Below are 19,405 nucleotides of genomic sequence, written 5' to 3'. Positions count from 1 at the left end.
CGGCGGCTTAAGTCCCCGGCTTAGCGCCCGGCCAGCCGCTCCAGGGCGCCGATGGCCAGCGTCCGGGTGAGTTCTTCCGCCGACAGCGAGTGCTTGATGCCCACCGCCTGACCCGCCCAAAGATTCATGAAACCATCGTCGCCCCGGGCTTCAGCCTTGCTGCGCAGCGGCATCAGCGCGCCGCCCGCCGAGGGAAAAGCTGGCGCGGCATCGGACATGGGCCCTATCTCACGCATGATGCGGTTGACGATGCCGCGGGCCGGGCGGCCGGTGAAAATATTGGTGATGGCGGTCTGGCTGTCCTGGGCGCGGCTCAGTGCCGCCTGATGCAGCACCGACGTCTTGGCTTCCGGAGTGAACAGGTAGGCGGTACCGATTTGAACCGCTGACGCGCCGAGCATGAACGCCGCGGCAATACCGCGACTGTCGGCAATGCCACCGGCGGCGATGACCGGCACCGTCACGGCATCGACGATCTGCGGCACCAGCGCCATCGTTCCGACCTGGGTGTGCAACTGATCGCTGAGGAACATCCCGCGATGGCCGCCGGCCTCGTAGCCCATCGCGATAATGGCATCGCACCCCCGTGCTTCGAGCCACACGGCTTCTTCCACGGTGGTGGCCGAGGAAAGTACCTTCGCGCCAGTCGCCTTCACTCGCGCCAGCAACGCGGCATCCGGAAGGCCGAAATGAAAGCTGATCACTTCCGGGCGCAGCTCCTCGATCAAGGCGCACGCCGTCTCATCAAAAGGCGCGCGGTTGGAGGTGGGGGTGGGTGCATCGAAGTCGGCACCCCACTCGGCGTAGTAGGGCTTGAGCAGGTTTTTCCAGTCTGCATCCGCCTGCGGGTCGGCGGGCGGCGTCGAGTGACAGAAGAAATTCAGGTTCAGCGGCGCATGGGTGCCCGCGCGTATTCGCGCCACTTCTTCTCGAATTTGCGCCCGGGTGAGCATGGCGCAGGGCAGCGAGGGCAGGCCGCCGGCTTTACCCACCGCGACGGCCATGGCCGAGCCGGACGCACCGGCCATGGGCGCTTGCAGAATGGGCAGTTCGATGTCCAGCAGTTTGAGCAGGCGGGTGTCGGGCCAGGCGATCATTGGCAGAGTCTCCATAGCGAAAAGGCTGCTGAATAGCAGCACTTGAAAAGTTGCGGTTGATTTAATAGACGCTCGGTCTAATATGCAACCCCATGAACGACATCATTGCAAAACCCAGACGCCCCGGCCGTCCACCGAAAGTGGCACGCCCTGATGACTTCGACACCCGCGAGGCGCTGATCCGCTGCGGGGTCGAGGTGCTGACCGAGCAAGGCTTCATGGCCACCGGCATCGACGGCATCCTCAAGCGCGTCGGTGTGCCCAAAGGCTCTTTCTATCATTACTTCGCCAGCAAAGAGGTCTTCGGCCTCGCGGTGCTCGAAAGCTACGCCGGCTATTTCGCCCGGCGCCTGGATCGCTGGCTGCTGGATGAAACCTTGTCGCCGCTGGAACGGCTGGCCGGGTTCGTTCAGGAATCGAAGGTCAATATCGCCCGCCACGATTTTCGCCGCGGCTGCTTGGTCGGCAACATGGGCCAGGAAGTGAGCGTCCTGCCAGGGGGCTTCCGCGAAGCGCTGGAAAAGGTTTTCCTCGACTGGCAGGCGCGCCTGACGGTGTGCTTCAAGGCGGCCATCGCAGCGGGCGAACTGCCAGCGCGCACTGATTGTTCAGAGCTGGCGGCGTATTTCTGGATCGGCTGGGAGGGCGCCGTGCTGCGGGCTCGACTGGTGCAGAACGAGCAACCGCTCAACACCTTCATTATCGGATTTCTGCGCGGCTTACCGCGCTGATGTCTTCAGATCTGTTTATAGACGAGCGGTCTAAATAGGAGTGAGTGACATGTTCAAAGGCATCCTGATCAACAAAGACGAAAAGGGCTACCGGGCCGAGCTGACGGACATAGACGATGCTCAGTTGCCTGAAGGCAACGTCACGGTGCGCGTCAGCCATAGCACGTTAAATTACAAGGACGGCCTGGCGATCACCGGCAAAGGGCCGATCGTGCGACAGTTTCCGATGGTGCCCGGGGTGGACCTGGCCGGCACGGTCGAGGACAGCAGCGATCCGGACTTCAAACCCGGAGATCAGGTGTTGCTGAACGGCTGGGGCGTGGGGGAAGGCCATTGGGGTGGCCTGGCACAGAAGGCGCGGTTGCAAGGCAAATGGCTGATCCCGCTGCCGAGCGCCTTTACGCCAGCGCAGGCCATGGCCATCGGCACGGCGGGGTACACCGCGATGCTGGCGATCATGGCGCTGGAGAAAAACGGCGTGACGCCGGACAAGGGCGATGTGCTGGTGACCGGCGCCAACGGCGGGGTCGGTGGCTTCGCCATTGTGCTGCTGGCGAAGCTCGGCTATCGCGTCGTGGCCTCCACCGGTCGGGTAAGCGAGGGCGAATACCTCACCTCCCTCGGCGCCGCTGAAATCATCGACCGCGCGACCCTTGCCGAGCCCGGCCGCCCGCTGGCCAAAGAGCGTTGGGCCGGGGCGATCGATTCGGCAGGCAGCCACACCCTGGCCAATATCTGCGCCAGCACCCGCTATTGGGGGACGGTGGCAGCCTGCGGTCTGGCCCAGGGAATGGATTTTCCAGCGTCGGTGGCGCCGTTCATTCTGCGCGGCGTGACGCTGGCCGGTATCGACAGTGTCATGCGCCCGCGCCAGGACCGCATCGACGCCTGGGCGCGTCTGGCCCGGGATCTCGATGTCTCGCTGCTGCCGTTGATCAGCCGGGAGATCGGTTTGAGTGAAGTGGTTGAAACCGCGCAGCTGCTCATGGACGGGCAGGTGCGCGGCAGAATCGTCGTCGACACCCGGCGCTGATCAGCCGCAGGTGAAAGGGCGCACGTCGAGCACCCTGACCTGCGCCATGGCAGGGTGACGGGGATTGAGCAGCAGGTTGCGCGTGTGGGTGATGATTGCAGAGGGCACGATCAAACCCAGTTGCTCACGCCGCTCCAGCCAGGCGCTGCCGAAATCCATGCTGGGCCGGTCTGCCGGCGTGACGTCCCAGCCGGGCGGCAGTTGGGCGAGGGCAGGCTGCCAATACAGTGCCGGGTCATCCGGCAACTGCAGGTGAATCAGCTGGAAACCCGGTTGCGGCAGGCTCGCGCATTGGACGAGCGTGTCCAGCGCGCAGCCTGATGCGCTCAGCGCCAGGTAGACCGCAGGCTGGTCGGCATGATTCCAGCGCCCGCCGAACTGCGCGGCACCCAGGCCGGACAGATCGCTCGCGGCACTGTCTTTGCTGATCCTCCAGGCCTGCATCAGACGACCCCGCCGTGCTGCAGGGCGCTGAGCACCCGGCGTGCCTGCCGCGCGCCAATTTCGGTTTCGCACAGGGCAATCGGCGTCTGCCCGTTGAGCGCGCGGTTTGACGCCACCATCCAGCGGCGGGCGGTGTTCTGGTCTTCGAAGAGTTCGGCGGCGTGGGTGGCGAGCGCGGCAACCCGATCGAGGCGTTCGGAGCCGACAATGTCCAGCGGCCGTTGCTGGCGCTGGCGGCGTTCCAGGGTGGAGAGCGAGGTCGCCAGCAGTGCCTCAAGCTGGCTGTTGCTCAGGTGGAAGGCGTTACGCAACACCTTGACCCAGCCGGGCGGGAAGCCCGAGCGTATGTAGTCCAGCCGTTCGGTTTCGTTGCGTGCGTTGAGCTGGTCGGCGATCAACCAGAATGAGGGGGCGGTGTCGGTTATCGCTGCTTGAAGAGTCGAAGGCACGTCCATGCTCCTTGTGAGATCCGGTGCAGGGACCTTACGCCGCTGTCAGGGTTTCTCAAGCGAGAAGCTGTTACCGGCGTTTGCATGCTTTGCTTCCCGGGTGGGCCGGCTTTAGCCGGAAACGACTAACGGATGGCGTACAGCGCAATCCGACAGCTGACCCTTTTCTTGACGATTTTTAATGACTCACTATGATTAACTTTAAATCACTCTCCAATCAGGACCGTCCTATCATGGCAACTTCCGCAAAGACCCGATCGGTGACGGCTCACGTTCCTGAGGCGTTGGCACAAAAAGTCGATTTGATGGCGGAGCGGCTGGAACGCTCCAAAAACTGGATCGTCAAACAGGCCCTGTCCGCCTGGATAGATCAGGAAGAAGAGCGCAGTCGCCTGACTCGGGAGGCATTGGCTGATGTTGATGCTGGTCACGTAATTGACCACCAGACCGTTCAGACCTGGGCCGATAGCCTTAGCACCGACACGCCGTTGCCGGTTCCACGCTGATGGAACTGAAGTGGACGAGCAAGGCGCTTTCCGACATTGCCCGGCTCTATGAGTTTCTGGCAGCGGCCAATCAGCCTGCCGCCGCACGAACCGTGCAGCAACTCACGGCGGCACCGACTACGCTGCTCGTCAATCCACGCATCGGCGAACGCCTTGAAGAATTTGAACCGAGGGATGTGCGCAGAATCCAGATCGGCCATTACGAGATGCGCTACGAGATAGCCAATTCCACAATCTATCTGCTGCGTCTGTGGCACACCCGCGAGGATCGATAGGATCGTGAAAGCAGCGGAACTGAAGTTTGAGCTGGGCTGGAACCGATCAAAATAGCTCAGCGTGAATGCTGTGGTTCCGTTTCTTGACCTTCACGCGTGAGCAACGCGCGCTTGCGTTCGACCCCCCAACGATAACCCGACAACGCGCCGTCGCTGCGCACCACCCGGTGACAGGGAATGGCCACGGCGATGCGGTTTGCCCCGCAGGCCAGGGCGACCGCGCGGCTGGCGGTTGGCGCACCGATCCGTTGGGCGATTTGCGCGTAGCTGGCGGTGGTGCCCGGCGGGATCTGCGCCAGGGCCTGCCAGACCCTCTGCTGAAACGCCGTGCCCTGCAAATCGAGGGGCAGGTTCAGGCCCAGCTTCGGCGCCTCGATAAACCCCACCACCTCAGCCATCAGCCGCTCGAACTCGGCATCGCCGCCAATCAGCGTGGCGCTGTGAAACTGATCCTGCAGGTCTTGCACCAACTGGTTGGGGTCATCGCCGAGCAAAATGGCGCACACGCCGCGCGGACTCTGGGCCACCAGAATCGCACCGAGAAAGCACTCGCCGACGGCAAAACGAATCTTCAGCGTGGCGCCGCCCGTGCGGTAGTCCGTCGGGCTCATGCCCAGCAGGCCGGCACTGGCTTCGTAGAAACGGCTGTTGGAATTAAAACCGGCGTCATACAGGGCGTCGGTGATGCGCCCGCTGTCGGTCAGTTTGCTGCGCACCTTTCCAGCGCGGTGGGCGTTGGCGTAGCCCTTGGGCGTCAGTCCGGTGACGGCTTTAAAAACACGATGGAAGTGCCAGGGGCTCATACCGGCGTGGGCGGCCAGCTCGGTGAGGGTCGGCAGCAACTCCGCTTCGGCGATCAGTCGGCAGGCCCCGGCGACCACGGCTGCATGCTGCTCGGCCAGACCGGTGCGATCGGCGGTGGCGCGCTTACTCGGGCGGAACCCGGCGGCTTCGGCCTCGGTGGCGGTCGCAAAGAACACCACGTTTTCCGGGCGGGGCAAGCGTGCGCTGCTGCTCGGCCGGCAGTAAACGCCCGTGGTGCGAACGCCGTAGACGAACTCCCCGTCAGCGCTGGCGTCCCGTGACAACACGGCGTTCCAACGCGGATCGAGCTCGACGTTTTCGGCGGACGGACGGCTCGGCTGACGGCTCATTTTCGGCGGCTCTCTGACGGTTCAATGGCCTGTAGGTTAGCGGCGTCGATGGCGGACGACACTCCGAGTCTTGCGCTCAAACTCTTGCTTTCAACGTCAGCCCAGCATCGGCGGCAAGGTGCCGAGCAACGAGACCGCCGCCAGCGCACCTGCGCCGAGCAGGCCTTCCAGCAACACGCTCAGCCTCAGGCGCCTCACCGGCAGATCATCCGCCTGGGCCAATTGCCGGTTCAGTGCCGCCAGCACCAGCATGCCCAACACCATCGTTACTTTCACGGCGAGCACCAGGCCAAACCCGGCAAATGCAGGCTCAGGCCAGAACCCGCCGCTGAGGGCACGAACGTTGATCAGGCCCGTGGCGATGATGACCGCCACCAGCCCGTAGCCGATGCCGCTGAAACGCCGCAATACAGCTGCGAGGTCGACGCAATGATCATCCTTCAGCAGCACGGCCAGCATCAGTAATCCGCCGAGCCAGGTGCCGACGCCGAGCAAATGCAGCATCTGGTTGAGGATCAACAGCTGGCCCTTCAGCCCATCGAACATCGCGCCGTGGCCGACCGGCGCCAGGGTCAGCAGCAACAGCGTGTTGAGGACCAGCAAAATGCCTGGCTTGACCCGGAGGTGGAGGATGACCACCAGCGCGTTCAGCAGTAGATGAATAACCCACACGTGCCCAAACCAGGTGTTGCCCAGCACCCGCCCGACGGTGGACGGATTAATTGCGCCGTTCCAGTCGCTGCTCAGGTAAGCAGCCGTCAGCATCAGCCAGGCCAGCGCGCTCGCCAGCGCAACAGCGGCGAGCCAGACGAGCAGCCGACTCAATCGACGTACCCCCGGGCTGGCCTCAAAACCCAGCAGGTACGGGACGAACAACTGGCTGCGAAACACGCCGACACCGAACAGCAACAGCACTGCGCCGAAGTGAAGGAAGCGGCACAGGATCAGTCCTTCGTGCATGGGGTTATGGCGTCACCTGAAAGCGGTAGGTGCCTTCGCTTTTGTGGGTGTCCACCGACACGGCGTGCCATTCCACCTTGTACTTGCCCGGGACCATCGGCACGGCCGGGGTCACGATCAGGACTTTCTTGTCGTTGGGATCGGTTTCGACGCTGCGCGTCTGGATGATTTCAGTCGGCGTATCGGGCGCGTCCAGGCTGATCACGACTTTGGTGAATGTGTCTTCGACGCCTTCGGTGAAGACCAGGCGCAGCTCTTTGGGCGCGCTCACTTCGCTGTCGGCAGCGGGCTGCTGGCTTTCAAGATGGGCGTGGGCGAAGGCAGCCGTGGAGGTCAGACAGGCCAATAGGGAAAGGCAGGAGAGGGCGTGCTTGAAACGTTGGGCAGACATCGGCGGGACCTTTGCTTGGGCGGCAGTTGCAGCGAATGGATGACGGCATCGACGAGGGGCGACTTGCGATGATCGGATCACTACTAGACCAGAAAGTGCAGAGGGACTCCAGCGATTAAGCCGGGTGCGGCGTCAGGATCAAGACGTCTTGAACGCGCATTACAAGGCGGCGGGTGATGGCGTAAAAGGGCCACGCCGCCTGCGCGGCGCGGCCCTGTAGGGTCAGACCTTGAAGAAGCTTACGCGGTCGGTCAGCACGTCGGCCAGGGTCGACAGCTCGCGGCTTGAACGCGCCACCTGATTGGAGCCGACGGCGGTTTCCAGCGCCGCGTCGTGGATGCGGTTGATGTTAACGCTGACGTCATCGGCCACCGCCCGTTGCTGCGCGGCGGCGCTGGCGATCTGCGCGTTCATGTCGTTGAGCGCGCCGACCTCGTGGCGGATTTTCACCAGCGCAGTTTGCGCTTCGTGGGTCTGCTCGACGGTGCGCTGGGCCATTTCACGGCTTTCCCGCATCAGGTCGGCAGTCTTCACCGCACCGGTCTGCAACTGACCGACCATGTCACGGATTTCCTGGGTCGACTCCTGGGTGCGGTTGGCCAGGGAGCGAACCTCGTCGGCGACCACCGCGAAACCGCGGCCTGCTTCACCGGCACGGGCGGCTTCGATGGCAGCGTTGAGCGCCAGCAGGTTGGTGCGTTCGGCGATGGAGTTGATCACCGCCACCACGTTTTCGATGGCGCGGCTGTCGCTGGACACCTGGCCCACCGAGTCAGCGGCGCTTTCCAGCTTGCGCGCCAGTTGGTCCATCGCCTGGGCGGTGCCTTCAACCACGCGCTTGCCATTTTCAACTTCGTTATCGGCGGTCTGGGTGGCATTCGCCGCCTGATCGGCGTAGCCCGCGACTTCTTTTACGGTGGTGGCCATCTGATTAATCGCGGTAGCCATTTGCTGGGTTTCGCTGGCCTGCAGGCGCATCTGCTCGCTGTTGCTGTCGGAGCTGGACAACAGCTGGGCGGAGGAGTGGGTCAACGCCGCAGCAGCCGAGCGCACTTCGGTGATGGTGGCCGACAAGTGCAGGTTGGTCGCTTTTAACGCGCCCATCACGCTGTCGGGGTAGGCCGTTTCGATCTTGTCCGTCAGCTCGCCGGCCGCCAGACGACGGATCGAGGCCGCAACCTGGTGAGGTTCGGCGCCGAGGGTCGACTTGAGGCTGCGGATGATCATCAACGAGGCGATGATGCCCAACACCACGGCGATGCCGGTGGACAGCAACATCAGTGAAGCGAATTGCGCGGCAGTGACTCGCACCGAAGTGATGTGCCCGCCAATGGACGCTTCTTCAAGGTCGATCAATGCGTTGATGCGGGCGAGCCAATCCTTGTAGGCGCCGGACACCTGCTCCATCAGCAGCGTCTGGGCCTGATCGATCTCGCCTTGCTGGCGCAGCTTCAGCAGTTTTTCGGTCGCGCTTAGCGCAGTGCGTTCGGCCGTCTTGATGTTGGCCAGCAGCTCTTGCTCACGGGGCGACGCGCCCTTGGCCTGGTAGATGCGGTCCATGGGCGCGGCGGAGGCTTGATACAGGCCGTCGAGGCGCTCTATGTCACGCAGGTGCGTGGCGAGGCCGGCGTCGTTGCGCACCAGCACGGCATCGCGCAGGGCAATGGCCCTGTCATGCACGCTGCCGCGGAAATTGATCGCGTAACGCTGTTTGACGGTGGCGTCCTCACTCACGTCGGTCAGGGCGGATTCCATCAGGTGAACCCGGTTAACGCCGACCAGTGTGACGAGAATCATCAGCGCGAGAACAAGCCCGAAGCCCAATCCCAGGCGCTTGGCAATTGATAGGTTTTTAAACATGGTGTGCACCTGAAATGAAAGCGTTCGTGATATTAGAACGCTATTACTTGGTGCGCTTTATATCGGAGTTTTATTGGGACCGGTGAGTTATTTTTACTATGAACGCAATAGCGCCCGCCGGTACTTTGCGATGGAATTTTTACCCGATTGCGCGTTCACTCGAAGTCGGTAGAGCCGCGCATGGTAAAGGGACGAAAAAAAGCCACCGCACTGACGTGAGGTGGCTAAAAGTCTTACCAAAGGAATGATGAAGCGGAGCATGATTCGATTGCCAGACGCTGCGGAGTCATCCGGCAATTGATTCGTGTTCTTCATCGCCGACGACGGTAACACCGGCGTAAAGTTTTCAACTATTACGAAAATTGATAGTGACTATCAAGACGTGTTGGGAATCCCGTCGGTCGGATAGTGCTACAAGATTTTCGGCCCTCAAGTGCGTGGTATACCCTGAGCAGAGCGGTCATCAACAATAATCAATGTGCTCCTTTGGCTGGAACAGCCGTCCAGTCACTGGCATGTGTGTTTCTTTTCCATCTGCCGCAACGCCCGCTCCAGTGCTGAATCATCGTGTGAGTTTGAACCAGTGCCCCGTATTCAAGGGGCGCGCGCGCTGGGCCTTAATCGAGACAGGGGATAGCAATGACTTTCGTGAAATGGAATCTGATGACGCTGGCGGTTTCGCTGGGTGTCAGTCAATTGGCAACGGCAGGGGTTGTCAGTGATCAATCGGCGGCCAAGGGCTTCGTCGACGACAGCAGTCTGACCGTTCACCTGAAGAACTACTATTTCAACCGGGACAACAAGAACAGCAAGGACGACAGCAAGGACTGGACCCAGGGTGTGCTGGGTAATTTCAGCTCCGGCTTCACCCAGGGCACCGTGGGTTTTGGCGTTGATGCTTACGGTTATTGGGGCCTGAAGCTTGATGGCGGCGGCGGGACCACCGGCACTGGCAACCTGCCGGTGGACAGCCATGGCAATCCGCAGGATGAATACGGCACGGCCGGCGGGGCGCTGAAGATGCGCATCTCGAAAACCGAATTGCGTTACGGCAATCTGCAGCCCCAGGCGCCGGTGTTTGGTGCGGGCGGTTCCCGACTGTTTCCGCAAACCGCGACCGGCTTCAACCTGCTGAGCAGCGACATTGCCAATCTGGAACTCGACGGCGGCCACTTCACCGGCAGCAACGGCCCGGTCACCACCAACAATGATCACGGCATCTGGGCGGCGTATGCCAACGTCGAAGCCAGCAGCATTGACTACGCCGGCGGTAAATACGCACTCACCGATAATCTGTCGGTCAGCCTTTACGGCTCGGACCTCAAAGATGTCTGGCATCAGTACTACGGCAATGCCAACTACACCTTGCCGATCTCTGATCAGCAGTCGTTGAACTTCGATTTCAATATCTATCGCACCAACGACAGCGGTGCCGCCAAGGCGGGCGATATCAGCAACACGACCTGGTCGCTGGCCGCTGCGTATTCTTTCCTGACCGCCCACACGGTGACCCTGGCGTATCAAAAAGTGCATGGCGACACGCCGTTCGATTATGTGGCCTTCGGTAATAACGGCGCGGGCGACACCGGTGATTCGATACTGCTGGCCAACTCGGTTCAGTATTCCGACTTCAACGGTCCGGGCGAAAAATCATGGCAGGCACGGTATGACCTGAACATGGCGAGTTACGGCGCGCCGGGTTTGAGCTTCATGGTCCGTTATATCCACGGTGACGACATCGATGGATCCCATATCCCGTCGAACAGTACTTACACCGGTTATGGCGATGACGGCGACCATCACGAAACCAACCTTGAGGCGAAGTATGTGGTGCAGTCCGGCCCGGCAAAGGACTTGTCCCTGCGCATGCGTCAGGCCTGGCACACCGCCAACGGCGATCAGCCTGATGGCGACGTGAAGGAATTTCGTTTGATTGCGGATTACCCGATCAATATTTTCTGATCGGTCGCGGAGTCATTTAGAAGCTCCATCCTAGAAGAAAGCCAGGCTGTCCGAGAGGAGGCCTGGCTTTTTTGCTTGTGTCACTGGCCCAGAAATGTGTCGGCAGGACGGGCCTCTTCCCGGCTAAAGCCGGTCCTACACAGTACATGTCGCTGCTTTCAATGGGACCGGCCTCAACCGAGAAGCAACGGCGTGCACATCGTAGGACCGGCTTCAGCCGGAAAGAGGCCGGTACGTACAACACACCTTTCAGTGCCGGTCAGTCGGGCCTGTGATCCCCGCGAATTGAAAAATTCGCCATGTGCTCCAGCCCTTTGATCAGCCCAGAGTGATCCCAGCCACTCCCGCCCAAGGCCGCGCAGGTGCTGAACACTTGCTGGGCGTTGGCCGTGTTGGGCAGGTTCAACCCCAACTCCCGCGCGCCTTCGAGCGCCAGATTCAAATCCTTCTGATGCAGCGCGATCCGGAAGCCCGGGTTGAACGTCCCCTTGATCATCCGCTCGCCATGCACCTCGAGAATCTTCGACGAAGCAAACCCGCCCATCAATGCCTCTCGCACCTTGGCCGGGTCGGCGCCGTTTTTCGACGCAAATAGCAGGGCTTCAGCCACGGCCTGGATGTTCAGCGCAACGATGATCTGGTTGGCGACCTTGGCGGTCTGGCCGTCACCGTTGCCGCCGACCAGGGTGATGTTCTTGCCCATGGTCTGGAACAGCGGCAGGGCGCGCTGGAAAGTGGCCTGTTCGCCGCCGACCATGATGCTCAGCGTGGCCGCTTTGGCGCCGACTTCACCGCCCGACACCGGTGCGTCGAGGTACTGCGCGCCGGTGGCGTTGATCTTCTCGGCGAAGGCTTTGGTTGCCGAAGGGGAGATCGAACTCATGTCGATGACCACTTTGCCGGCACCGGTGCCTTCGCTCAGACCGTTTTCGCCGAACAGCACGTCGTTGACCTGCGGGGTGTCGGGCAGCATGACGATGACGAATTCCGCTTCCTGTGCCACTTCCCGCGGGTTGGCCAGCACGGTCGCGCCGCCGTCCACCAGGGACGCGGGCGGGGCAATGAAGTGCCGGGAGAGAATCAGTTGATGACCTGCTTTCTGCAGGTTTTCTGCCATGGGCAGACCCATGATGCCGGTGCCGATGAATCCGATGTTAGCCATAGAAGATGCCTCTGGTTGTTGTTGGGGAGCAAGCGGCAAGCGGCAAGCGGCAAGCTTCAAGCCGCAAGCTAGAAGCCTGACTGCGTTCGTCCGGCTGGCAATGCGTGAAGCTTGAAGCTTGCCGCTGACTTCAGATCAAATTATGGGTTTTCAGCCACCCAAGCCCCGCTTCGGTGGTGGTCAGCGGCTTGTACTCGCAGCCGACCCAACCGCGATAACCCAGCCGGTCCAGGTGCTTGAACAGAAAGCCGTAGTTGATTTCGCCGGTGCCCGGTTCGTGCCGGCCGGGGTTGTCGGCCAGTTGCACGTGACGGATCGTCGGCAGGTGATTTTCGAGGGTGCGGGCCAGGTCGCCTTCCATGATTTGCATGTGGTAGATGTCGTATTGCAGCGACAGATTGCGGCTGCCGACCTTCTCGCGAATCGCCAGCGCCTGGGCGGTGGTGTTCAGGTAGAACCCCGGAATGTCCAGGGTGTTGATCATCTCCATCACCAGATCGATGCCCTGGGCGTGCAGGCGGTCGGCGGCGTATTTGAGGTTGTCGACGAAGGTCTTCTCGATCAGCCCGTCGTCGAACCCCTGGGGCTTGATCCCCGCCAGGCAATTGATCTGGGTGTTGCCCAAGACCTTGGCGTAGGCGATGGCCAGGTCAACGCCGGCGTAGAACTCCTCGACCCGATCGGGGTGACAGGCGATGCCGCGCTCGCCCTTGGCCCAGTCCCCGGCTGGCAGGTTGAACAGCACTTGAGTCAGCCGGTTGCGGTCCAGCTCGGCCTTGATCTGGGCGGAGCTGAAGTCATAGGGAAACAGGTACTCGACGCCACTGAACCCGGCGTCGGCGGCGGCTTCGAAACGTTGCAGAAATTCCAGTTCAGTGAACAGCATCGACAGGTTGGCGCATAAACGTGGCATGACGTACTCCTTCTTGTTCTGGGCTCTTTTTCTTGGATTAACCGAGCGATCAGTCCAGCAGGCTGAGGGCGGTGGGAGCGTCGGCGCGGCACTCGGCCAGGGATTCGAACTCGTTGATCGCGTTGATTTCGGTGCCCATCGCAATGTTGGTGACGCGCTCGAGAATGATCTCCACCACCACTGGCACGCGGTACTGCTGCATCAGGCTCGTAGCTTCGGCGAAGGCGGTCTGGAGGTGCGCCGGGTCAAGGACGCGGATTGCCTTGCAACCCAGGCCTTCGGCAACCGCGACGTGATCGACCCCATAGCCTTCCAGCTCAGGCGCATTGATGTTGTCGAAGGCCAGCTGCACGCAGTAGTCGATGTCGAAATTGCGCTGGGCCTGACGGATAAGGCCCAGGTAGGAGTTGTTCACCACCACGTGGATGTACGGCAGCTTGAACTGCGCACCGACGGCGAGTTCTTCGATCATGAACTGGAAATCGTAATCCCCTGACAGCGCGACAACCTGGCGGCTCGGGTCCGCCTTGACCACGCCCAGTGCCGCCGGAATGGTCCAGCCCAGCGGCCCGGCCTGACCGCAATTGATCCAGTGCCGCGGCTTGTAGACGTGGAGGAATTGCGCGCCGGCGATCTGCGACAGGCCGATGGTGCTGATGTAGCAGGTGTCCTTGCCGAAGTACTGATTCATCTCCTCGTACACCCGCTGCGGCTTGACCGGGATGTTTTCGTAGTGAGTCTTGCGCTGCAGCGTGCGCTTGCGTTCCTGGCAGCTCGCAAGCCAGTGGCGGCGGTCCTTCAGCTTGCCGGCGGTGTGCCACTCGCGCGCCACTTCGATGAACATCGCCAACGCGGCGCCGGCGTCGGAAACGATGCCCAGATCCGGCGTCAGCACACGGCCGATCTGCGTCGGTTCGATGTCGACGTGGATAAATGTGCGGCCTTCGCTGTACACCGACACGGTGCCGGTGTGGCGGTTGGCCCAGCGGTTGCCGATGCCGAGGACCAGATCGGCCTCCAGCATCGTCGCATTGCCGTAGCGGTGAGACGTCTGCAGACCGACCATGCCAGCCATTTGCGGGTGGTCATCGGGGATCGTGCCCCAGCCCATCAGCGTCGGAATCACCGGAATACCGGTCAGCTCGGCGAATTCAACCAGCGCGTCCGAGGCATCGGCATTGATGATGCCGCCACCGGCAACGATCAGCGGACGTTCAGAGGCGTTGAGCATCGCCAGGGCTTTTTCGATTTGCTTGCGGCTGGCGTGGGGCTTGACCACCGGCAGCGGTTCGTAGGCGTCGATGTCGAACTCGATCTCGGCCATCTGCACATCGAACGGCAGGTCGATCAATACCGGACCGGGCCGACCGCTGCGCATCAACTGAAAGGCTTTCTGAAACACGTACGGCACCTGGCCCGGCTCCATGACCGTGGTTGCCCACTTGGCCACCGGCGCGGCGATGCTGGCGATGTCCACGGCCTGGAAGTCTTCCTTGTGCATCCGAGCGCGCGGCGCCTGGCCGGTGATACACAGAATCGGAATCGAGTCGGCGGAGGCTGAGTAGAGACCAGTGATCATGTCGGTGCCGGCCGGGCCCGAGGTGCCGATGCACACGCCGATGTTGCCGGCGATGGCGCGTGTATAGCCCTCGGCCATGTGCGAAGCCCCTTCGACGTGGCGCGCCAGTACGTGGTCAACGCCGCCGAGTTTCTTGAAGGCGGCGTACAGCGGGTTGATCGCGGCACCCGGAATACCGAAGGCGGTGTCGACGCCTTCGCGACGCATCACCAGAACGGCGGCTTCGATGGCTCTCATGACGGTCATTTGTTAGTCTCCTGAACTCGATAGTTTTTGTACGTAAACAGCCTGATTTGAATCCGATGTTTTGTGAATGGCTGTTTTTATCCGTTCTATCGGTATCTGGAGTATCGAATGGATCGCTATACGGAATTGCGCAGCTATGTCTTGGTGGCCACCCGTGGCAGTTTTGCCGCCGCGGCGCTGGTAGAGGGCGTGACGCCGGTGATCATGGGCCGGCGACTGAGCGCGCTGGAGGATCGGCTGGGGGTGAAGCTGATTCATCGCTCGACGCGGGGCCTGACCCTGACCGATGCGGGGGAGTCGTATCTGGAGAATGCGAAGCTGGTGCTGCAGTCGTTCGAGGAGCTGGACGCCAGCATCAGCGAGAACGAAACCAGCGTGCGTGGGCACTTGGTGGTGTCGGCACCGGCCGGGTTCGGCCGTCAGCACGTCGCGCCCCATGCGCCGGAATTCCAGGCGCGGTTCCCGGATTTGCAGCTCTCGTTCAACCTCACCGACAACGTGGTGGATCTGGTGCGCGAGGGCTATGACATGAGCATCCGCATCGGCGAGGTGCTGGACCCGAACTACGTCGCTATCAAGCTGTACGCCAACAAACGCGTGGTCTGTGGTTCGCCGGCGTATTTCGCCGAGCATGGATTTCCCCAGGTGCTTGAGGATCTGGCGCAGCACAATTGCCTGTCGTTCAACCTGCAGGGTGGCCAGCATCGCGGCTGGACGTTTCAGCGCGAGGGCAAGCCGGTGGCGATCAAGGTGGCGGGCAATCTGTACTGCAACGATGGCGAGTTGCTGTATGACTGGGCCAAGCGCGGGCTGGGCCTGAGCTGGCGTTCGACGTGGGAGATTCAGAACGAGGTTGAAAGCGGCGCGCTGCTCACCGTGCTGGATGAGTTCGCCTTGCCCAGTTACGACATCCAGGGCGTGTACCCGCAGCAGCATTACCTGCCGGCGAAAGTCCGGTTCTTTATCGCGTTTCTGAAAGAGGTGTACAACCGGCCGGGGTACTGGCGGCAGGGGTGAGCCTTCACCCCGGAAGCACCCGGATCAAACGCTTCCCGGCTAAAGCCGGTCCCACAGGTCGTGCGCGGTCGGTAGGACCGGTTTCAGCCCAGAAAGCGCACGCTGCTTTTGGTATGACCAGCGTCGGCGGGAACAGGGCAGAAAGCACACGATGCTTTTAGTGGGACCGGCTTTAGCCGGGAAGGGACCGTAACTGGCGCTGAAGGTAGGTTGGATGCACCGACGTCTTCCCGGCTAAAGCCGGTCCCACCAATGGCGAGCGAGAAACCTAAATCAACTCCACCGACACCGCCGGCAGTCCCCGAATCTGCCCGACCGCCTGGCCCGGCCCGCTGGTCTTGTACATCCCGGTGTAGGAACCGGTGGTGATCACCATCTCCGGCGTCACGCTCAAGCCATTCTGTGTGTGGTGATTGACCAGCCACGGCAGCAAACGCCGCGGGTCGCCGGCCGGATTTGCGCCGTCGCCCGGCACGATGTCTTCATCGCCATAGGTGAAGCTCAGCGCCGGTTCAACGAAAGGGAAGTTGGCGTCGTATGGGATGAATTCGCCGATGACCAACGCCCCATGGTTGAGCAGGTCGCCCAAAGCCAGCAACGGCTCGATCTTCGGCCAGCCCGCGAAACGACTCGACACCACTTCAATGGTCGCGCCCATCGTCGCGATGCTGTTCAGCACTTCTTCATCCGAATACGCCTCTTCGCGAGGGGTGAATTCGCGGCCAAGACGAAAAGCGATTTCCAGCTCCAGAATCGGCGAAGGGTAGTCGACGCACTCGACCTGACTGCCGCTGGCGAAAATACCATCGTCCGGCAGCAGCGCACCGTTGATGGGCCCGGTCGGCGATTTGGCGCCGACCTTCCACCCGCCCACAGTGGTGTCGCGCAGACGCAGAATCTCGCGCTGGAGCGCGTAGGCACTGGCCGCATCGGCAGGGACGTATTCAGGGATAATGTCGGTGATTTTCTGACCGGCGCCCATGGCGGCGACGATCAGTTCGGCAATGTTCGCTGGGTGAGACGATGGATTCACGCGAGTCTTCCTTCAGGTGATTGATGGAAAGCGCCCCGTTCCTTGTGTTGCTGTGGCGAAGGATGACGGAGCCAGCGCGACCACTCTAACCCTATTTCAGTGGGTAGGTAGAGACTGGGGTGTCCGGTGCGAGTGAACTTGCTCACGAAGAACTCGGTGCATTCAGCCACTTTTTTGGGACTGAAAGTAAGCCTTCGCGAGCAAGCTCGACTCCCACGGGAGGGTGGGTTGACTCGATATTTCGGGTAGTCCGTCCCGCCCTCAGCCCGGCCCGGCGCTGTACTCCAGATCAGCGCGCAACCGCTGGACGCAGAAATCTACGAACGAGCGCACTTTGGATGACCCCCGTCGCCCTTCGACGTAGACCACGTAAACCGGCATCGGCCTGACCTCGAAATCTTCGAGCACGGCGCACAACGTGCCCGCCTGCAAGTGTCGGCGGATCTGGTAGGACGGCACCTGGGTCAGGCCCCAGCCATCGACCGCCGCATGAATGGAGGCGGTAAAGGACGTCATCGACAACCGCGACCTGACTTTCACTTCCTGATGCTGGCCTTCGATGCGGAAGGTCCAGTCAGGGCTGCGGCCGGTGATCATCACGGAAACGGTTTCGCGCTCGATGAGCTCGCTGGGATGCTGTGGCGTGCCATGGGCCGCGAGGTAGGCCGGGGAGGCGCAGACCATGCGGCGGACGGTGCCGACCTGAATGGCGGTCATCGACGAATCGGGTAGGTCGCCGATGCGCACGGACACGTCAATGCCTTCCTCCAGTTGCCCGGCGATCCGGTCCATCAACAGGCCCCGGATCTGCACCTGAGGGTGCTGAGTCAAGTAGTCGGTCATGATCGGCGTGACGTGCAGATCGCCAAACACCTGCGGCGCGGTAACGGTCAGTAACCCGCGCGGCGTCCCATGAATGCCGGCGGCGGCGTTTTCGGCTTCGTGCAGATCGGCCAGCAGGCGGCGGCAATCGTCGGCGAAGCGCACGCCGGCTTCGGTCAGGCGCAACTGGCGGGTGGTGCGCACGATCAGCAAGGTGCCGAGCCGCGCCTCCAGCTGCGCGACGGCGCGGGTCACCGTCGCCGTGGACACGTTCAGGTTGCGCGACACGGCCGCGAAGCTGGGGCCTTCGGCGACGGCGGCGAAAAGGGTCATTTCCTGAATGCGGTCCACTGAGCGTCCCTTTCCGAGCCAACGAGAGCGGCAGTCTGCGGCAAATCCGGGCAAGCGGAAAGGCCTGACCCAGGCAGTCAGAAAAACACCTGCCTGGTCATGTTTGCTTGGTGCTCCGGCGACGGGTTCTATATTCTTGCTGAGGCTGGGCTCCTCGAACGAAAGCCGGCGCTCGACACGGCAAGGGACAGACCCGCATTCACGCAAGGCCAAAGGAACGCAGATGAGCACCACCAGCACGCCGCTCTCCGGCGTCAACCAGCCGTTGAAAGGCATCGCACTGATTCTGTTTGCGACCTTTCTGTTTTCCAGTCACGACACCCTGTCCAAGTACCTCTCCGGTATCTACCCGATCATGATGGTGGTCTGGGTGCGCTACGTGGTGCACACCGGGCTGATGGCGTGCATTTTCATGCCGTCATCGGGGTTGCGTGTGTTGCGCACCAAGCGCCCGGGTTTGCAGGCGTTGCGCGCCGTGTGCCTGCTGGGCACGAGCCTGCTGTTCACCAGCGGCCTGATGTTCATTCCGATTGCCGAAGCAACGGCGGTCAACTTCCTCGCGCCGCTGCTGGTGACGGCGCTGTCGGTGCCACTGCTCAAGGAGACGGTCAGCCGCGGGCAATGGATCGCCGTGCTGGTGGGCTTCAGCGGGGTGCTGGTCATCGTCCATCCCGGGGGCGAGCTGTTCCGGCCAGCGGTGCTGCTGCCGTTGGGCTCGGCGTTCTGTTTCGCCTGCTACCAGTTGCTGACCCGTCTGGTCGCGGCCCACGACAGCCCGACCACCAGCAACTTTTTCGCCGGGCTGTTCAACAGCCTGTTGATGAGCGCGATCGTGCCGTTCTTCTGGCAGTCGCCGGAGTGGAAGCACATTCCGTTCATGCTGGCGCTGGGCACTTGCGGCATGGTCGCGCACTTGATGCTGACCCAGGCGTTCCGCTTCGCCGCGCCGGCCATGCTCGCGCCGTTCGGTTACTGCCAGATCGTCTTCGCCGGGCTGTGGGGCTACATCGTCTTCAACCACTCGCCATCGCTTGCCGCCCAGGCCGGCATCGCAATCATCTGCCTCAGCGGGCTGGCAGCTGCCTGGCAACAGCGCAAAAAAGGCGGTTGATGCCCGCGATGCTGTGAGTGGGGCGGGGTTCAGCGAGTGATGTTGGATGCACGCGATGCCGTGGGTGGGACCGGCTTCAGCCGGGAAGAGACCGGTGTGTACACCCTCCATTTTGCGGTGTGCGTGCTGACGCTTTCCCGGCTGAAGCCGGTCCTACACGGTAAATGCTGACCCAGCGTTCGAGTTTCAGCCAGTTAGGTTGGATGCACGCGATGCTTTCAGTGGGACCGGCTTCAGCCGGGAAGGGCCCCCTGAGTACGCCATGCATAAACAAACGGCCTCCATTGCGGAGGCCGTTTGGTTTTCAGG

General features: G+C 62.0%; 19 protein-coding genes and 1 pseudogene. 7 read left to right on the top strand and 13 right to left on the bottom strand.

The features are described 5' to 3' along the window. Nucleotides 1-20: 20 nt before the first annotated feature. Nucleotides 21-1,097, bottom strand: coding sequence for an NAD(P)H-dependent flavin oxidoreductase (locus AC3ISG_RS13200; protein WP_489297133.1), 1,077 nt, complete (start codon nt 1,095-1,097; stop codon nt 21-23). Between the two features lie 92 nt (nt 1,098-1,189). Between AC3ISG_RS13200 and acuR the strand changes: the two genes are divergently transcribed. Continuing rightward, nucleotides 1,190-1,828, top strand: a complete 639-nt coding sequence (gene acuR / locus AC3ISG_RS13195) for an acrylate utilization transcriptional regulator AcuR (protein ID WP_489297132.1) — start codon at nt 1,190-1,192, stop codon at nt 1,826-1,828. Nucleotides 1,829-1,877: 49 nt separating this feature from the next. Next, nucleotides 1,878-2,861 (top strand): acrylyl-CoA reductase (NADPH), encoded by a 984-nt coding sequence (acuI, locus tag AC3ISG_RS13190; protein ID WP_489297131.1) that lies wholly within the window; start codon nt 1,878-1,880, stop codon nt 2,859-2,861. Here acuI and AC3ISG_RS13185 read toward each other — a convergent pair whose 3' ends face one another. Both AC3ISG_RS13185 and AC3ISG_RS13180 read right to left on the bottom strand, forming a co-directional pair. Next, a complete protein-coding gene (locus AC3ISG_RS13185) occupies nt 2,862-3,305 on the bottom strand; it encodes an RES family NAD+ phosphorylase (RefSeq protein ID WP_489297130.1) in 444 nt (147 codons plus the stop codon). After that, nucleotides 3,305-3,754 carry an Xre family toxin-antitoxin system antitoxin gene (locus AC3ISG_RS13180; RefSeq protein WP_254074823.1) on the bottom strand — a complete coding sequence of 150 codons (450 nt, stop codon included), beginning with the start codon at nt 3,752-3,754 and terminating at the stop codon, nt 3,305-3,307. Before AC3ISG_RS13180 ends, AC3ISG_RS13185 begins: the two co-directional genes overlap by 1 nt. A 233-nt stretch (nt 3,755-3,987) precedes the next feature. On the opposite strand from AC3ISG_RS13180, the gene AC3ISG_RS13175 reads away from it, so the two are divergent. Both AC3ISG_RS13175 and AC3ISG_RS13170 read left to right on the top strand, forming a co-directional pair. Then, a complete protein-coding gene (locus tag AC3ISG_RS13175) occupies nt 3,988-4,260 on the top strand; it encodes a CopG family ribbon-helix-helix protein (RefSeq protein WP_272634622.1) in 273 nt (90 codons plus the stop codon). Continuing rightward, the gene (locus AC3ISG_RS13170; RefSeq protein WP_122537187.1) at nt 4,260-4,535 is read left to right on the top strand and encodes a type II toxin-antitoxin system RelE/ParE family toxin; all 276 of its coding nucleotides are present in this window, start codon (nt 4,260-4,262) and stop codon (nt 4,533-4,535) included. The genes AC3ISG_RS13175 and AC3ISG_RS13170 overlap by 1 nt, the downstream gene beginning before the upstream one ends. A gap of 56 nt (nt 4,536-4,591) precedes the next feature. On the opposite strand, the gene ada is transcribed toward AC3ISG_RS13170, so the two are convergent. The 5 genes and pseudogenes from ada to AC3ISG_RS13145 form a co-directional block, all read right to left on the bottom strand. Then, nucleotides 4,592-5,689: a bifunctional DNA-binding transcriptional regulator/O6-methylguanine-DNA methyltransferase Ada gene (gene ada, locus AC3ISG_RS13165; protein WP_489297129.1), complete on the bottom strand. Its 1,098-nt coding sequence runs from the start codon at nt 5,687-5,689 to the stop codon at nt 4,592-4,594. A 96-nt stretch (nt 5,690-5,785) separates the two neighbouring features. Then, on the bottom strand, nt 5,786-6,649 hold the full coding sequence (gene copD, locus AC3ISG_RS13160; protein ID WP_489297128.1) for a copper homeostasis membrane protein CopD: 864 nt from the start codon (nt 6,647-6,649) through the stop codon (nt 5,786-5,788). A 4-nt stretch (nt 6,650-6,653) separates the two neighbouring features. Further along, on the bottom strand, nt 6,654-7,040 hold the full coding sequence (gene copC, locus AC3ISG_RS13155) for a copper homeostasis periplasmic binding protein CopC (RefSeq protein ID WP_489297127.1): 387 nt from the start codon (nt 7,038-7,040) through the stop codon (nt 6,654-6,656). A 222-nt stretch (nt 7,041-7,262) separates the two neighbouring features. Then, the gene (locus AC3ISG_RS13150) at nt 7,263-7,967 is read right to left on the bottom strand and encodes a methyl-accepting chemotaxis protein (protein ID WP_489299529.1); all 705 of its coding nucleotides are present in this window, start codon (nt 7,965-7,967) and stop codon (nt 7,263-7,265) included. A gap of 423 nt (nt 7,968-8,390) precedes the next feature. Further along, a pseudogene (locus AC3ISG_RS13145) lies at nt 8,391-8,900 on the bottom strand (MCP four helix bundle domain-containing protein); the annotation flags it as partial. Between the two features lie 639 nt (nt 8,901-9,539). Between AC3ISG_RS13145 and AC3ISG_RS13140 the strand changes: the two are divergent. Next, complete coding sequence (locus tag AC3ISG_RS13140; RefSeq protein WP_489297126.1) at nt 9,540-10,862, top strand: OprD family porin; 1,323 nt, start codon at nt 9,540-9,542, stop codon at nt 10,860-10,862. Between the two features lie 259 nt (nt 10,863-11,121). Here AC3ISG_RS13140 and AC3ISG_RS13135 read toward each other — a convergent pair whose 3' ends face one another. From AC3ISG_RS13135 to gcl, 3 genes are all read right to left on the bottom strand, one after another. Next, on the bottom strand, nt 11,122-12,024 hold the full coding sequence (locus AC3ISG_RS13135; RefSeq protein ID WP_489297125.1) for a 2-hydroxy-3-oxopropionate reductase: 903 nt from the start codon (nt 12,022-12,024) through the stop codon (nt 11,122-11,124). A gap of 130 nt (nt 12,025-12,154) precedes the next feature. Beyond that, entirely contained in the window at nt 12,155-12,937 is a 783-nt protein-coding gene (gene hyi / locus AC3ISG_RS13130) for a hydroxypyruvate isomerase (protein ID WP_489297124.1), read from the bottom strand. A gap of 49 nt (nt 12,938-12,986) precedes the next feature. Beyond that, nucleotides 12,987-14,762 (bottom strand): glyoxylate carboligase, encoded by a 1,776-nt coding sequence (gene gcl, locus AC3ISG_RS13125; RefSeq protein WP_272634584.1) that lies wholly within the window; start codon nt 14,760-14,762, stop codon nt 12,987-12,989. Nucleotides 14,763-14,870: 108 nt separating this feature from the next. On the opposite strand from gcl, the gene AC3ISG_RS13120 reads away from it, so the two are divergent. Continuing rightward, complete coding sequence (locus AC3ISG_RS13120) at nt 14,871-15,779, top strand: LysR family transcriptional regulator (RefSeq protein ID WP_172612088.1); 909 nt, start codon at nt 14,871-14,873, stop codon at nt 15,777-15,779. 268 nt (nt 15,780-16,047) lie between these two features. Here the strand turns inward: AC3ISG_RS13120 and AC3ISG_RS13115 are convergent, their stop codons facing one another. Together AC3ISG_RS13115 and AC3ISG_RS13110 are read right to left on the bottom strand one after the other, a co-directional pair. Further along, nucleotides 16,048-16,812 carry a 2-keto-4-pentenoate hydratase gene (locus AC3ISG_RS13115; protein WP_489297123.1) on the bottom strand — a complete coding sequence of 255 codons (765 nt, stop codon included), beginning with the start codon at nt 16,810-16,812 and terminating at the stop codon, nt 16,048-16,050. Nucleotides 16,813-17,073: 261 nt separating this feature from the next. Beyond that, a complete protein-coding gene (locus AC3ISG_RS13110) occupies nt 17,074-17,985 on the bottom strand; it encodes a LysR family transcriptional regulator (protein ID WP_489297122.1) in 912 nt (303 codons plus the stop codon). A gap of 223 nt (nt 17,986-18,208) precedes the next feature. Between AC3ISG_RS13110 and AC3ISG_RS13105 the strand changes: the two genes are divergently transcribed. After that, on the top strand, nt 18,209-19,096 hold the full coding sequence (locus AC3ISG_RS13105; protein WP_122537176.1) for a DMT family transporter: 888 nt from the start codon (nt 18,209-18,211) through the stop codon (nt 19,094-19,096). The last annotated feature ends 309 nt before the right edge of the window (nt 19,097-19,405 follow it).

The organism is Pseudomonas sp. GL_135, assembly GCF_057834665.1.
The sequence above is the reverse complement of the archived record's forward strand: the minus strand, read 5'-3'. Positions and strand labels throughout refer to the sequence as shown.

Bases quoted from the DNA above. Each gene is read 5' to 3' on its own strand.
- AC3ISG_RS13200 (WP_489297133.1), bottom strand. From the start codon at position 1,097: ATGATCGCCTGGCCCGACACCCGCCTGCTCAAACTGCTGGACATCGAA.
- acuR (WP_489297132.1), top strand. From the start codon at position 1,190: ATGAACGACATCATTGCAAAACCCAGACGCCCCGGCCGTCCACCGAAA.
- acuI (WP_489297131.1), top strand. From the start codon at position 1,878: ATGTTCAAAGGCATCCTGATCAACAAAGACGAAAAGGGCTACCGGGCC.
- AC3ISG_RS13185 (WP_489297130.1), bottom strand. From the start codon at position 3,305: ATGCAGGCCTGGAGGATCAGCAAAGACAGTGCCGCGAGCGATCTGTCC.
- AC3ISG_RS13175 (WP_272634622.1), top strand. From the start codon at position 3,988: ATGGCAACTTCCGCAAAGACCCGATCGGTGACGGCTCACGTTCCTGAG.
- AC3ISG_RS13170 (WP_122537187.1), top strand. From the start codon at position 4,260: ATGGAACTGAAGTGGACGAGCAAGGCGCTTTCCGACATTGCCCGGCTC.
- ada (WP_489297129.1), bottom strand. From the start codon at position 5,689: ATGAGCCGTCAGCCGAGCCGTCCGTCCGCCGAAAACGTCGAGCTCGAT.
- copD (WP_489297128.1), bottom strand. From the start codon at position 6,649: ATGCACGAAGGACTGATCCTGTGCCGCTTCCTTCACTTCGGCGCAGTG.
- copC (WP_489297127.1), bottom strand. From the start codon at position 7,040: ATGTCTGCCCAACGTTTCAAGCACGCCCTCTCCTGCCTTTCCCTATTG.
- AC3ISG_RS13150 (WP_489299529.1), bottom strand. From the start codon at position 7,967: ATGGCCACCACCGTAAAAGAAGTCGCGGGCTACGCCGATCAGGCGGCG.
- AC3ISG_RS13140 (WP_489297126.1), top strand. From the start codon at position 9,540: ATGACTTTCGTGAAATGGAATCTGATGACGCTGGCGGTTTCGCTGGGT.
- AC3ISG_RS13135 (WP_489297125.1), bottom strand. From the start codon at position 12,024: ATGGCTAACATCGGATTCATCGGCACCGGCATCATGGGTCTGCCCATG.
- hyi (WP_489297124.1), bottom strand. From the start codon at position 12,937: ATGCCACGTTTATGCGCCAACCTGTCGATGCTGTTCACTGAACTGGAA.
- gcl (WP_272634584.1), bottom strand. From the start codon at position 14,762: ATGACCGTCATGAGAGCCATCGAAGCCGCCGTTCTGGTGATGCGTCGC.
- AC3ISG_RS13120 (WP_172612088.1), top strand. From the start codon at position 14,871: ATGGATCGCTATACGGAATTGCGCAGCTATGTCTTGGTGGCCACCCGT.
- AC3ISG_RS13105 (WP_122537176.1), top strand. From the start codon at position 18,209: ATGAGCACCACCAGCACGCCGCTCTCCGGCGTCAACCAGCCGTTGAAA.